The sequence below is a fragment of the Peribacillus saganii genome, from assembly GCF_003429095.1.
Taxonomy (GTDB): domain Bacteria; phylum Bacillota; class Bacilli; order Bacillales; family DSM-1321; genus Peribacillus; species Peribacillus saganii.
In genome coordinates this window covers 16,136-30,485 of the sequence record NZ_QVTE01000026.1, presented here as the reverse complement: position 1 = coordinate 30,485, position 14,350 = coordinate 16,136, and the positions used below count along the sequence as shown (strand labels likewise).

Genomic DNA, 14,350 nt, shown 5'->3' with positions numbered 1-14,350 from the left:
ATGTGTTAAATGTTATTTTCCCTACTCCCCATTAACCTAAAAATATTGCTCCATACACAAGCGCCCCCGCTATTACATAAGCCGGATGCACTTTCACCTTTTCCATCAAAACAAAGCTGATTAACCCGATTACAAGCGTCTGCAGCCAGCCAATCTCTTTATAGGATGAAAAAAGAAAATCATAAGTCATAATGCCAAGCAACACCGCAATCACAGGTCTAACGTACGTGGTCATCCGTTTTACCCTCGGTGACTCCTTATATTTCATCAGCAGGCTCAGCAAAGCAATCATCAGGATAAGCGAAGGAGCGACCGTTGCAAAGGTTGCGACCAGCGCCCCAAGGATCCCAGCCTGTTCAAATCCTATGTACCCGGCCATTTTCGTGGCGATTGGCCCTGGCAGCGTATTGCCCAGGGCAAGCACCTCACTGAACTCATGTACAGTCAGCCAGCCATAACGATCAACCACTTCATTTTCGATAAGCGGTATCGATGCCGGGCCGCCGCCATAACCCAGGATACCCGGCAGAAAGAAGGCCCAGAATATTTGAAAATAGATCATGAGCTTCCCTTCCCCTTCTCCTGTGACACGGAATTTTTCTTCAAAAGAGCTGCCAATAAAAGCGCAAAAATAATAACGGCCGGATGGATATGTAGGAATTCCATCAGCAGCAGGCTGACGGCCACAAACAATAAGGTCCAGCCCCAGCCGAGCTGGGAACCTGTTGATTTTTTGATGAAATCCCAGGTCATGACAGCAAGCATCACCGCTACAACAGGCACCACGGCGGCAGACATCCCTTTTACCCATGACTGATCCTTATAGGCGTTCAAGAACTTCAATAATAGAATCATCATAATTATCGTAGGTACCATCGTCGCAATAAGGGCATTTACCATTCCAAAGATCCCGCCCACTCTGTAGCCAATATATCCTGCCATTTTGGTTGCAATTGGTCCCGGCAGCGCATTCCCAAGGGCTAATATGTCCCCGAATTCTTCAGAATCCATCCATTTATATTTTTCTACAGCTTCTTTATGGACAAGCGGAATAGAGGATGGCCCGCCTCCATAACCGAGAATGCCCACTCTAAAAAAGGCCATAAAAATATCCAGAAACTTCATGTGTTCTTCACCTTTTTCATTTTACCTGCATTCATCCGCGTTCCACCTTTTTAAACAAGTGAGTTTGTGATTTTCCCAGCTTACTAGTCTGAATGCATCCGTATTTTTGTCACATGCGCATCCTTACCATGCGGCAATGGAGCCGTCTGTACGCGGCTCTGTTCCGCCCATCAGTACACCTGTTTCCGGATCACGCCAAATAATCTGGCCTCTTCCGAATGATCCTCTATCAAGCGCGACCTCAATCTGATGGCCTTTCCTGCTGAGCTCCTTGGCAATGTGGTTAGGAAAATCAGGCTCAACTTGTACCTTTTTTCCTTCTATCCACTGCCATCTGGGAGCATCCAGTGCCGCCTGAGGATTTAATTGAAAATCAATTGTATTCATTATAACCTGCATATGCCCCTGCGGCTGCATATAACCTCCCATTACTCCAAACGGGCCCACCGGCACATCTCCTTTTGTCAAAAAGCCGGGAATAATCGTATGGTATGTCTTTTTTCCAGGTTTTAAAGCGTTAGGATGCTCTGGATTCAATGAAAAATCATGGCCCCTGTTCTGAAAGGAAATGCCTGTTCCCGGAACAACGATCCCTGAGCCGAATCCCATATAGTTGCTTTGAATAAAAGACACCATATTTCCTTCCCCATCTGCCGCGGCCAAATAAACAGTACCGCCTTTAGGAGGCTGATAGGCGGCAGGCTCCAATGCATATTCGGATATTTCATCCCTGCGTGACTCCCCATACTCCTCAGACAATAATTGCTCTACGGCAACCGTCATATCACTTGGCTCCGTGATAAATGCCTTTCCATCTGTATATGCAAGCTTCATCGCTTCAATTTGTTTATGATATGTATCTACTGTATCTTTAGCTGGAAATGTGAAACCTTTGGCGATATGCAACGCCATGAGCGCAACCAGCCCTTGTCCATTCGGCGGAATCTCCCACACGTCATATCCGCGGTAATTCACTCTGATCGGGTCCACCCATTCTGCTTTATATGCAGCCAAATCCTCTTTAGAAAGAAAACCATTATATTTTTTGAAGAAAGCAGCAATCTTATCAGCGAGCTCGCCTTTGTAAAAACTTTCCCCGTCTGTTTCAGCAATCGATTGCAGCGTCGCAGCGTGACCCGCAGAACGCCAGACCTCGCCTATCTTCGGTGCCCGTCCAGCAGGTGCAAACGTTTCAAACCATCCCTGAAACTCTTCATCAGTCAGGATTTCCTTGTATCGATTATAGGCAATAGCCCAGTTTTTTCCCAAAACCGGTGTTAGCGGATATCCCTTTTCAGCATAGTCAATAGCCGGCTGCAGCACTTCTTTTAAAGGTAATTTTCCAAACCGCTTTGACAGCTCCACCCATGCAGAAGGCGCACCCGGAACAGTAACAGGAATCAGCCCGAGAGCCGGCATCGTGGAATAGCCCATGCCCTTTACCGCATCAATGGATATAGACTTTGGAGCCGGACCGCTTGCATTCAATCCATGCAGCTTCCCTTTTGTCCACACAAGAGCAAAGGCATCACTGCCGATTCCGTTTGAGGTCGGCTCCACAACCGTCAAAGCTGCAGCAGTCGCAATCGCTGCATCAATGGCGTTGCCGCCTTTTTTTAACATATCAAGCCCCGCCTGTGCAGCAAGCGGCTGTGACGTCGCCACCATACCGTTTCTTGCCATGACAGTTGTTCGTTCGGATGGATAAGGATGAAACTGAAAATCAAACTTCATTAAAGCCAACTCCGTTCAATCAGATTTTCCTTTATTATAGTAAATTTACTATATTTTCAGATATTTTTAAAGGACATAGAAAAGAGTCAACCCTTTTACAATTAAGATTGCTCCCGGTATATTTCAAAACTCTATTATGTCCTCAAAAAAAATCTTCACATAATAAACATATTAATGAGGCATGATTACTAGACTATAAAAAAAGGAATTTTAGTAGTGTTTATATATTAAACAATTACTCGAGGTGTTTTAATGAAAAGAATCCATATAACAGAAGCAGAAACGGGAAATAAATTAGGCTTGCATATATATGGACATACAGGAAAAGTGCTGCTCGCTAAAGGAACCAGATTGACCGGTCCTTATATATCGTCGCTGCGAAAGAAGGGTGTTGAATACATCTTTATAGAAACCCGCAGCACCCATGGCATTAATCCAAAACCGCTGATAAGTCCCACTGTCCGGCAGCAAGCCGTCAAAAAGGTATATGAAACGATGACATCATTCCTTGATAAGAAATCATTGCTTCAAACCTCATCCTCACAGGACCTTGGCAAAGAATACCAAAAGGTTTTCAAGGAAATACTGGACCACTTGCTGGCAAATGATAACATAATGGTTAACCTTTCGGACCTTGTCCTTGCACAGGGTCACTTTTTCCACCATTCGGTAAATGTCGCCACCCTGGCTGGAGTTATTGGAATCGCCAAAGGATATAACTCTGAACAGCTGCTAGACTTAGGAGTTGGCGCACTGCTTTTTGATATTGGGATGACACAGGTGCCAAGCAGGCTATGGGAAAAACAGGGCTTCATGACCAAGGAAGAACGAAATATCATGAATAGCCATACAGTATTGGGATTCGAACTTTTACGGAAGCAGCGGAATATCTCCTTGCTGTCAGCACACTGTGCCCTGCAGCATCACGAACGATTTGATGGCAGCGGCTATCCAAGACAGCTTAAAGGGACCAATATTCATGAATACGCCCGGATTGTAGCCATAGCGGACGTATACGCTGCCCTGACATCCTCAAGGAATTACCGGAAACGGCATTCTCCGCAAGAAGCAGCTGAATTTCTGTCTGCAGCCGGAAATATTCTATTTGATCACTCCATTATAAAAGACTTTTTAGCCTATATTGCGATATTCCCAGTTTCTTCAAGGGTAGTCTTAAATACAGGATATGAAGCAGTAGTTGCCAAAAATTACTCCGATCTGCCACTCCGCCCTGTAGTAAGGGTAATAAAAGACCCTAAAGGAGATGAATTAAAATCACCGCACGAGCTGGATTTGCGAAAAGAGATTAATATTACAATAGTTAAAGCAGTATAGCTGCAAAAAACCCGCTACCTTGTACAGGTGGCGGGTTTGTTTAAGCTATTAACCTATTTTTACCAATTATCGCTCCGCTCAGTTCGGTTCGATTAGACCGTAACGGCCGTCTTTACGGCGGTAAACGACATTGGTACTATTGGTATCAGCGTTTGTGTAAACAAAGAAATTATGGCCCAGCATGTTCATTTGCAGGATGGCCTCTTCGCTGTCCATAGGCTTTAGGTCAAAGCGCTTATTACGGACAACTTCCAAATCTTCCATTTCATCTTCTTCTACAGGCGGTGCTTCCGGCTCCGCAACAGCGACAAACATATCTGCCGTGCTGCCATTCGTACGGAATTTTCGGTTGACCTTCGTCTTATGTTTACGAATTTGACGCTCTAATTTATCAGTAATGGTATCAATTCCTGCATACATATCTTCTTTTCTCTCTTCAGCGCGAAGAACCAGATTGGACATCGGGATAGTCACTTCCACCTTGGACGTCTTATCGCTGTACACCTTCAAATTTACATGTGCATTGGCATCCGGTGTATTAGCAAAATATCTTTCCAACTTGCCAATTTTCTTCTCCACATAATCACGAAGAGCTGGAGTTACCTCAATATTCTCACCACGAATGTTGTAATTCATAAAACGAGTCCTCCTTTAGATAAGACTATGTTAATAATATTCTATCATTCCCTTTATAATTCCTTCATAAACACTTAATAATGTTTGTCGAAAATGTGGAAATTATGAAGAATTACTGTCGTACATTGCGACGATACACATTTAGAATAAACATAGAAAAAACCTTCAGACATTTACATCTGAAGGCAGGTATTTATTATTATTGAATCGTTTGAACCGGAACCCGGATTTGTCCGACTAATGTTGTGCCTTTATAGGCAAGAAAAGTGCCTTCCTTTTCTAAAGTAAGATTATCAATTTCATAGTTTCCTTTTTCCAATGCGAAAAAATCCTGTCCACGGGGGATTAAATCATAATCAACGTCTCCATCAGGTGCCTTAAAGCGTACAACGACTCTAGTAATTTCGCCACAATTGTCATTAATGAATGTACGCATAAAGAATTCCCCACTCGTTTTTTCAATCGCCGCTGAAGAGAATACCAGACTTGATTGGGAGCAGCTAGGACCCGATATACCACATGTGATTTCATTTAGAATTAATTGATAAACAGCTCCAATATCAGTATTCTTCTGGGCATGAAAATATTTACCGCCCGTTTCGGAGGCCATTCTTTGCAATAACTCTTCATTTAGCTGCTTTTTATCCCCGAGGCCAATTGTAAAAATCCTAATATTTTTCTCTCCAGCCTCTTGAATCATTTGATTAATTTTTGTCTCGCTTGAGCGTCCGTCCGTAATCAGAATCGCAGCCTTTGGAGTGGAAGTGGATGTAAATCGGCTAAATGCCTCCTCTAATCCATCCCCAATATTCGTACCTCCTGATTGGAAGACATCGTTTAATGACTGCCTTACCACTGGTATGGAATCCGGTCCGCTAAGGTACATTCCGTTTCCATTAAAATGTGATGCAATATTTGTATTTGCATTTAATTCGGTAATTAACTCCTTTGACTTTATAACCCTTAATCTCTCGGGATCATTACGCAGCATACTTCCAGAAGAATCAATGATGAATGCAACTTCCGTATCTCCAATTGGGCATGAATTATTCAGACCAGGATCATACATAACTTCTGTACTATGGCTCTGATTTAGAAGCGGTGCGACAATATCTCTATAACGGGAATCTGATTGAACAATTTCCGCAAAAATCTGATCTGTGATTGGCTGAGAAGATCGGATAGATGTCAAGGTTGTACTTGCCACCCCATTAGAAAAGCGAACTTCCTGGGAACTTAAAGACGCGCCATAAGCGGAACGAAAGCGTACTCGTCCATTAAAACCTGTGATGGTCTGCCCGCCAGGCCGAACGATAGTGGCAGAAATTCTGGCAGTCTCAACACCGTCTGCAGAGAGTGTGTTATTTGTCTCCTTATCCGTATCCGTCTCTATCTCTAGTCGAAGCTCCGCCTTTGGTTCATACTGCAACGGAACGGTTACAGGATTTCGGTAGCAAGACATATTTCTATTTTCACTATAGGAATCTACTTTAAACGAAAGCGTATCTTTTTGAGCTCTGCTTGATTTCGGTGCGGTTACCGCTACAGTCAGTTCGGGACCATCTGTATTCGTCCAAGTTGATAATGCCTGTACCTGTGCTCCCTCAAAAGAACTCGGGCCCTTGCCTTCCCAGTCTCCTTCAATGCTCGCACCCACTTTCGAAGTTACTTGAAAAGAAAGAGACTCATCATTCGAAATAGGATTCCCATAACAGTCTTTCAACATTAGTGTGATAAAGGATGAGTCAACACCATTGGCAATCAATGTCTCTTTTTCAATATCCAGATCTGCCAGACGGGAATCGATAGCAGACTGCGGCTGAGGTACCACCGGAGGACTTTCCGGTGCAGGGAAATAAACTGTTTCATCTCCCATAAAATGTAATGGCAATGGAGTGTACAAGTCATTATCGCTTCCATCAGCGGGTCCGCTTAGGCCGCTGAAGCTGCAGGAAATACTCTTGGACAGACGGTCTAAAAACACAGCTGCTTCAGCACGTGTTAAATACTTCGTAACACCATAATCCTTATAATCTTTCTTTCCTGTCATACCACTTGATAAATTTTCCATATACATATACTGCACAGCATATGGTTCGGTTAAATCCTTACCATCAATAGCAGCCACAATCCGCGCAACCTGGCCGCGGCTTATAGCACTATCACGAATAGTATTATTGAAATAACCTCGCAATGGAATGTTTTTCTCTGAAAAGTAACGATAATTGCCGGAAGCCCAATGCTCACCTGGCCTTGCAGATAAGCTCCCTTTATAAGGACTGCAATCATAGCGGATAAGCATGGCAATAAACTCTGCTTCGGTTAACACCTTTTGAGGTCCGTAGGTACCATTTTTATAACCATTCACCAGCCCCTTATTGGCAGCCCATTCAATAGATGGATATGCCCAATGGTCTGCCTTGACATCCTTAAATTGATTGGCGCTGGCCTGGCTGGTAAAAGTGGAAAACAGTATTAGAAATAATAGAGTCCATACGAGTTTTTTGTTTTTAATAACGGTCATATTAATCATCCTCTACTCTAGAAAAACTCAGTTTAAACTTTTACATATAAAGAAAGCCCCGGATAAGGGGGCCTTACATTTATTCAAAAAACAACATATCATCACGGTAATTTTGCTGTAGGTCTTTTTCAAGGAAATTAAGGTAACGGATAATCAGTAAAGATGCCTCGGCTCTTGACATCGTCTGGTTGGGGTTGAAACGGCCTTTTGTATCGCCGTAAATTAAACCAATCTCCGTACCGACATACACGCTGTCCTTTGCCCAATTTGGGATTCTGCTGTTATCTGTATAGCTCGTTTTATATCCCGGTGTAGGTGCCCGATGCTCCAGCCCTAAAGCCCGGATAAGAATGGTAACAGCCTGGGCCCTGGTTAAATAACCTTTAGGCATAAACTTAGTGGCAGTAACCCCTTTTGTAATTCCTTTTTGTACAGCACTTTCTATATAAAGATAGTCAGGATCCTTAACATCCAGATCTGAATAAACCGGTTTTCTCGGAGCACGCGTATTTTTCGGCGGTTCCAGCACCCGCACATCAGCACCCTTTAAAACTCCCACTGTAAACTGATAACGGTTCATCGGTGTATTAGGAGAAAAGAAATTACTTTTTTCATCAAAAACACCTAACGAATATAGCTTTTCAATATCGTCCTTTGCCCAGTGCTTAGCAAGGTCACGGAATTTCGGTACAATTAGACGCTCAATTTTCGGAACCATCTCCTGGCCAACATTCGCTTTTCCAGTTCCGCTTCCATAAGGAATATCATAGGTATATTCCCCAATCATATTCCGCTGGCTAATGACAGCATGGCCGCCGGTAAAACTGGATAAGGAAGGATCATGCGGTTCGTATTTCATTGTTTTTGTTTTGCTGTCAGAAACTGTACTTGTGATTAAAGCTGTTCCTCGGTCTGAGACCATCTCATAGTCAATGATTTGGGTTTCAGTGGCTCCCCAAAAGTTTTCATAGCCTACATTCCGGCCGCTGAAATGTACTGTAATCGTATCATTATCTGTTTTGTAAATCTTTCTGCCAACCAGATTGCCAGAATAATAGTCTGAAGCTGGCCGGTTGTCACTTACTATACCGTGTGACAGCTGATAATCCACTAAAGTAAAAGTCTCTTTATCAAAATTAATTTTTTCACTATACGTTTTTACTGTCGTTTGAGTGGTTGTCTGTCCTTTGTCCAGCCGTTCCTTCACATCTGTTACATAGCTTACAGAACGGGTAAGTTTATCCTTTTCTCCTGGGCCTGTCAAAGTAAAACGGTATGTTGTTGTCTTTTTGTCTTTTTGTTCACTTTCCGTCTTGGTAACTTTTCCGCTGAATCGTTCTGGCTTTCCTCTCAGAAATACCTGCTCTTCATAGGTATATTCGTTATTGACTCCCCCGTTTAAATCTGGAGGTGTCGCCCCAGCTGATGATACCTTGCATAAAAGAGTGAGAAGCAAAGCTATAAAAAGTAAATAAAGTTTTTTGGATAAGGATGAAAAAGGTCTAGTCATTTTCGTTTCCTTTCGTCTTGTGTTTTTCCTAAAATCGTTCAGGAAACTGGCAATTACATAAATTTATAAAGCAAAATTAAATCTAATTAACTAATAGAACACGGCCTTTTACCAATGATTCATGAAGAATGTATACCCGTTCACCCGGTTTCAGATCATCAGCAGTAATAACTTTCCCTTCACGAATGATCGTGGCCTGCTCAATATCCATTCTTGAGATATACGGAGCTTCAACCCAAGTGCCATTGCTCCATTGGCTTACATTCCGGACTTTCATCACATGCACATTTTCAATAGCCTTGGTCACCGAATCAATCCGGCCGACAGATACAAGCTGTGCCCGCGTGCTGCTTGTTCCGATGATATGGGCTCCTACTACTTTGTTATTGGTCACATAGAAGTAACCATAGCCCCCAATCTGGTTATCCATTTCATTTTTCGCAACCAATGTTAAATAAGAACTTCTAAAATCCTTAACAGCCACAGTATCATTACTGAATGCAAATGTGGCTGCTGCAGAATCCTGCCAAAAATTCTTATTCGTTAGCTTCTTCAAATTTTTTACCGTAACCTGGTAGTCATTGGCCCGGCTAATTTGCCCAAAATAAATGGTATGATTGGTTAAGTTCGGGCTTTGGAACCCATCGTTTGTCACATGAATAATATTGGCATACTGGCTTTTCTGAACTCCGCCCGTTACAACGAAGGCAGTGCCATAAGCTGCTAAAGTCTTTGAGTCTATCAGTCTGCCGTTTCGGATAAGAATCGTTCCATTATGATATGGAATCGAACCGCTTTTCCATAAACCCAATAATCTTGACTGCAAATTAACAGAACGCATCGGTTCATAATAGGAACGCTCAAAATTAGTTTTAACAATCATACGTTCAATCACTTGCTTGCCGTATTGGCTGACGGTCGCAAAATAAACCTCATTGTTAGCGTAGAAACGCATCCGGTCCCGGCTAATCAGCTTATTCCCTACATATACCGGTGTTTTGGCTGAGTAAGCATACGAAGCGGTGCTGCTTTTGTTTTGCCATCTCCAGTCCCGAAACACCTTTTCATTCTTCACCATAAGCGTGTTCCGGACGGGATCAATTCGGAAAATCTTTGCCCTATGTAAATTTTCTACCTTAACACCCTGCGCGATAACCTCAATGGAGCTTACATAGCTCGTATCATATTCTGAAAAAGAAAGCTTAACCCGGTCTCCCTCAAATAACACACTCAGATCTACAAAAGTAGTCCCTTTAAAAACCTCTGTTCCACCATCAATACTATATGTATCCGATTTTCCATTATCCTGTTTGACAGTCAAAAACCTGCCATTTGGATCCATCTCGGTCACTATCCCAGTTACAACTTCCTCTCCATCCGAAAGCTCCCCTGGATACTCGCCTGACAACCCGCTCAGCGCCTTCACCCGACGCAAATTCACAACTGCCTCAACTTCCATTCCACTCTTAAACGCATCAATCGTCGTCGGAATCGTATCGACAGTAAAGCTCGCATTCACATCAATTGGCAAAGTAGTCGTCCGCCCCTCGGAATTCTTAATCGTAATCGACTTTAACCTTTTCTCCGTCGTTTCATCATCAATACGAACTTCCTCGTATGTTGCGTCTACGAATGTGCCTTTCATGACGGAATTTGCTGAAGCAGGATATGCATGGAAAAAGCCTAACCCGATAAGCAAAAAGAACAAAAAAGAAAATATGCGGTATTTCAATGGTTATAGCGCCTCCTTTATTCAGCCACACATTTATTAAAAGTTCCTAAAAATTGGTTTATAGGTGTTATATCGTCAATGTTGTTGATTATTTTAGTCATTCTTGTCGAATCGCTGGGAATATTGCTGTAGTAACAACGGTGAGTTTTATCCAAAAAAAAAAACAGATCCTATGATCTGCGTAAATTTATGTGTATATATTAATGAGCAATCCCTTTATCTCTCCAACTATACCTAAGATATCGAGTCCTTTCTTCTCTTTAGCAAGTACTTCATTCGTTAAATCAATGAGCTTTTTGTCTACTTCCTTGACTAATTTATATATTTTTGAGGAACCCCTTTGGTTAAATCCTCGTCGCTCTTGAAGATTCAGACCATTTTTAATGGCATCGTCCAAAAAGTCTTTAACCATCTTTTTATATTTACGAAGGTTTTCCACTGTGTTGGACTCAACCAGCTTTTTGCCTTGTTCTTCAATCTCGTTCATTTTCTTTGTTAAGCGTTCATATGTGATGTCATTACGGCCCTTATCCATCACAGCTTGAAAGTGGATGGAACTCTTGGCTAATTCTTCCGCGGAATTTAGTTTTGAGATAGATGTTTTGGATATTCGCTGAACTTCCATTTAATTACCACCTGTTTGTTTTTCAAAATAAAAGGAGAGGATATCCCTCTCCTTATATATAGCATAATTACTTTAATAATTGTAGTACACCTTGTGGCAATTGGTTTGCCTGGGCTAACATGGCTTGTGCAGCTTGGTTCAAGATATTATTTTTAGTAAATTTTGTCATTTCCTCAGCCATGTCTAAATCACGGATACGGGACTCAGACGCTGTCAGGTTTTCGTTCATGTATTTTAGGTTATCAACCGTATACTCCAGACGGTTTTGCAGAGCTCCCATACGTGAACGCTCCTCGGATACACGTTGAATGGCATCGTCTGCTGCAATGATCGCAGCTTGTGCTTTTTCGTTAGTAGAAATATCAAGTGCATATTGAGTAGAATTGTTAGAGACACCATCATTAACCCCAGCAATCTCAGTGAACCATACTGTTTGCGAACTTCCGTTCAATAGTGTTAATGTTTGCTCTCCTCCGCCAGCGAGATCAGTTGATATTTGCAGTGCTTTAGCGCGCATATCCTTAAGTTCAAGAGACACAGTCTGGCCAGCATTAGCACCGATTTGCATAGTGGCAGAGTTATCTTGAGCTACGTTTTCAATTTCAAAAAGAGCTGAATCTGATACACTAGTTGAATTGCTAGTCTGTACATTAATGCCGGTAGCACCCAGGGAGACTAGGTCTCCTTTATTAAATGACTGTGCATTAACAACGGTTGATTCAAATAATCCATCTCCGTCTGTATCCTCCTTTAATGTCATTTTAAAGTCATTAGGAGTGATATCATCTACATTGAATCCAATTGTTCCATTGGCAATGGTTGATGGATCAAAGTTTAATTTTAGCCCAGTGCCAGTAATTTCAGTACTGCCTGTATTATCTAAAACAAACATTCCAGTAACCGAATTATTGGAACTATCCTTAACCTGAACCGTACGTTCCACATTATTTGTTACATTAAAATCCATTGATACTGTCTCGTTATCAGCCATAGAATTGAGACCTGCCGCAGCTAAATCTACGAATACTCCATCTGAAGCCAAACCAAGCTGGATATTTGTTAAGTTTAATGGTGTAGCTAAATTTGATTCTAACAATGTTTTTGAAGATCCGATAGGATTGTTAGCTGAATCATACAATCCGATAGTATATACATCATTAAATACAATATTAGTAGTTGTTGGTGCTATTCCACGAGCAAATGGATTGCCGACAGTATCTTCTGCATCCAGAGTAAGCTGTCCGCTGCCTCCATCAGTACTAAAATCAAATGCTAGAGGAGTGGTTGTTGCACCTGGAGCAAGAGGTTGGGTTACCTTTGCACCTGTAGCGGTTTGTTCAACAGTTACCTGGTTGCCAATAGTTAATTCCAAAACATTATTGTGGTGAACTGAATTTAATGTAGCATCGTCAAAGTTACTTGATCTTAGTTGCGCTAAATCTACATCAAAACTAATATCACCCAATTGAATGGTTGTAGCTCCAGAGTCGGTCGTAATATCCACGCTAGTGGCAATCGGAGTGGAACCTGGTAATGTGTCCAGGGTAAATGTCCATTTGTCTGTGCTATCAGCTGCGGGTGTACCCTGAGTCAAAGTAATTTGATAATTTCCACTATCTTGCAAATTAGAGTTATTTGTAATACGAACACCTGTAATAACTCTATCGGCTACTAGTGTATTCCCAGCAGCATCAGCCATAGATACAGTTGCACCGGTTGTGATTGTATATGCTCCTTCTGGTGCCGTTCCTGCACTCAAATTACTGATTCCACCGATTGCCGGTGAAGGAGAAGCTATTGTTTCATTAGTTACCTTATCAACTTGTACATAGTAACCGGTACCATTCAAAGTGGATCCGGCATCAACCGTAATTGGCTTATTGGAAGCAGCTGTCTGGAATACACTTGTTCCTGCTAATGACTGTCCGCTTAAAGTATTTCCGACATTTGCTGTGTTCTTTGCAGAGCTGCTTGCTACAACAGCTGTGTATGAACCCTGAGCTAAACCAATATCTGAACCATCTGTTGTTTGGGCGAGTGTAGCATTTGTTGTAGTATCCGTTTGACTTGCCAAATTTTGAATATTTGTACCTGGTACAGTCGCATCGGTAATTTCCACGCTGTACTTTCCGGCTACTCCATTAGCGCCTAACGATACTTGATTACCTAATGATCCACTTGTGGACCCAGCCTTAATCTGAGCAGGACCGCCAATAACCTGTAAATCACCATTCAATAATTTTTTCTTATTAAACTCAGTGGTATTACCAATCCGGTTAATTTCATTCGTGAGCTGATTAACCTCTTTTTGGATTGCTTCACGATCTACATCTGTGTTGGAATCATTAGCAGCTTGAACAGCAAGTTCGCGGATCCGCTGTAAGATAGCGTGAGTAGAAGAAAGTGCACCTTCTGCTGTTTGGACGAACGAGATACCATCCAGCACGTTTCTTTCTGCCATATCCAGGCCTCGGATTTGAGATCGCATCTTTTCAGAAATAGCAAGACCTGCTGCATCATCAGCTGCACGGTTGATGCGCAATCCGGATGAAAGCTTTTCAAGACTTTTTGAAGTATTTGAGTTATTCACGGAAAGATTTCGATATGCATTTAATGCAGATATATTATGGTTAATTCTCATTGTCAATCTCCTCTAATTAAGATTAATAGGTTGTTCTCATTATGGCAGATTCATAAGCTGCCACTTTTTTATTTATTTTAGGCTGTACTGTTGCAGGGTTCTGTTTTAAAACAGTATTCCAAGCACCGGAAATTTGCTGTACTAAGTTAAGAATCCTTCTTATTTTCGTCGAGTCTTTTTTTACGTTAGCAACTACTAATTCATTTGCCATAAAGTTATACAATGTATCTAATTGCTCCGCTATGGGACCAGCTTCATATTTCAGGCCGACACCTAACCTATGGAAGATGTCATTTGCCTTTTGAATTTTATAATTAGCTTCTAAAAAGTTTTTCTCATCTATTAAAACAATCGCAGCCTCAAGATGATCCATAACTCCTTCATAAAGAAAGGAAGTTAATTCCTGGGGCGATTTGTTATAAATGACATCTTTCGTAAGTACCTCCAAATCGGCACCTCCATTATCATGTAACGTTTTCATTATTAAT

11 protein-coding genes are annotated in these 14,350 nt (G+C 41.9%); 1 reads left to right on the top strand and 10 read right to left on the bottom strand.

Annotation, left to right across the window (positions count from 1 at the left end; all coding sequences use genetic code 11):
- Positions 1-31: 31 nt before the first annotated feature.
- The 3 genes from D0469_RS09735 to D0469_RS09725 all read right to left on the bottom strand — a co-directional run bounded on the left by D0469_RS09735 (position 32) and on the right by D0469_RS09725 (position 2,859).
- Positions 32-562, bottom strand: a complete 531-nt coding sequence (locus D0469_RS09735) for a chromate transporter (protein ID WP_117326555.1) — start codon at positions 560-562, stop codon at positions 32-34.
- A complete protein-coding gene (locus D0469_RS09730) occupies positions 559-1,125 on the bottom strand; it encodes a chromate transporter (RefSeq protein WP_117326554.1) in 567 nt (188 codons plus the stop codon). Before D0469_RS09730 ends, D0469_RS09735 begins: the two co-directional genes overlap by 4 nt.
- Before the next feature lie 123 nt (positions 1,126-1,248).
- Complete coding sequence (locus D0469_RS09725; protein WP_117326553.1) at positions 1,249-2,859, bottom strand: gamma-glutamyltransferase family protein; 1,611 nt, start codon at positions 2,857-2,859, stop codon at positions 1,249-1,251.
- A 252-nt stretch (positions 2,860-3,111) separates the two neighbouring features.
- On the opposite strand from D0469_RS09725, the gene D0469_RS09720 reads away from it, so the two are divergent.
- Positions 3,112-4,194, top strand: a complete 1,083-nt coding sequence (locus D0469_RS09720) for an HD-GYP domain-containing protein (protein WP_117326552.1) — start codon at positions 3,112-3,114, stop codon at positions 4,192-4,194.
- A 78-nt stretch (positions 4,195-4,272) separates the two neighbouring features.
- On the opposite strand, the gene hpf is transcribed toward D0469_RS09720, so the two are convergent.
- The 7 genes from hpf to fliS form a co-directional block, all read right to left on the bottom strand.
- Positions 4,273-4,830, bottom strand: coding sequence for a ribosome hibernation-promoting factor, HPF/YfiA family (gene hpf, locus D0469_RS09715; protein WP_117326551.1), 558 nt, complete (start codon positions 4,828-4,830; stop codon positions 4,273-4,275).
- A 199-nt stretch (positions 4,831-5,029) separates the two neighbouring features.
- Complete coding sequence (locus D0469_RS09710) at positions 5,030-7,354, bottom strand: VWA domain-containing protein (RefSeq protein WP_158553410.1); 2,325 nt, start codon at positions 7,352-7,354, stop codon at positions 5,030-5,032.
- A 79-nt stretch (positions 7,355-7,433) separates the two neighbouring features.
- Positions 7,434-8,864 (bottom strand): S-layer homology domain-containing protein, encoded by a 1,431-nt coding sequence (locus D0469_RS09705; RefSeq protein ID WP_117326549.1) that lies wholly within the window; start codon positions 8,862-8,864, stop codon positions 7,434-7,436.
- Positions 8,865-8,946: 82 nt separating this feature from the next.
- A complete protein-coding gene (locus D0469_RS09700; RefSeq protein ID WP_117326548.1) occupies positions 8,947-10,596 on the bottom strand; it encodes a hypothetical protein in 1,650 nt (549 codons plus the stop codon).
- 187 nt (positions 10,597-10,783) lie between these two features.
- Positions 10,784-11,221: a YaaR family protein gene (locus D0469_RS09695; protein ID WP_117326547.1), complete on the bottom strand. Its 438-nt coding sequence runs from the start codon at positions 11,219-11,221 to the stop codon at positions 10,784-10,786.
- Positions 11,222-11,288: 67 nt separating this feature from the next.
- Complete coding sequence (locus tag D0469_RS21980) at positions 11,289-13,862, bottom strand: flagellin N-terminal helical domain-containing protein (RefSeq protein WP_325048942.1); 2,574 nt, start codon at positions 13,860-13,862, stop codon at positions 11,289-11,291.
- 22 nt (positions 13,863-13,884) lie between these two features.
- Positions 13,885-14,310, bottom strand: a complete 426-nt coding sequence (gene fliS, locus D0469_RS09680) for a flagellar export chaperone FliS (RefSeq protein ID WP_117326546.1) — start codon at positions 14,308-14,310, stop codon at positions 13,885-13,887.
- Between the last annotated feature and the right edge of the window lie 40 nt (positions 14,311-14,350).

Bases quoted from the DNA above. Each gene is read 5' to 3' on its own strand.
- D0469_RS09695 (WP_117326547.1), bottom strand. From the start codon at position 11,221: ATGGAAGTTCAGCGAATATCCAAAACATCTATCTCAAAACTAAATTCC.
- D0469_RS09725 (WP_117326553.1), bottom strand. From the start codon at position 2,859: ATGAAGTTTGATTTTCAGTTTCATCCTTATCCATCCGAACGAACAACT.
- hpf (WP_117326551.1), bottom strand. From the start codon at position 4,830: ATGAATTACAACATTCGTGGTGAGAATATTGAGGTAACTCCAGCTCTT.
- D0469_RS09720 (WP_117326552.1), top strand. From the start codon at position 3,112: ATGAAAAGAATCCATATAACAGAAGCAGAAACGGGAAATAAATTAGGC.
- D0469_RS09730 (WP_117326554.1), bottom strand. From the start codon at position 1,125: ATGAAGTTTCTGGATATTTTTATGGCCTTTTTTAGAGTGGGCATTCTC.
- D0469_RS09705 (WP_117326549.1), bottom strand. From the start codon at position 8,864: ATGACTAGACCTTTTTCATCCTTATCCAAAAAACTTTATTTACTTTTT.
- D0469_RS21980 (WP_325048942.1), bottom strand. From the start codon at position 13,862: ATGAGAATTAACCATAATATATCTGCATTAAATGCATATCGAAATCTT.
- D0469_RS09735 (WP_117326555.1), bottom strand. From the start codon at position 562: ATGATCTATTTTCAAATATTCTGGGCCTTCTTTCTGCCGGGTATCCTG.
- D0469_RS09710 (WP_158553410.1), bottom strand. From the start codon at position 7,354: ATGACCGTTATTAAAAACAAAAAACTCGTATGGACTCTATTATTTCTA.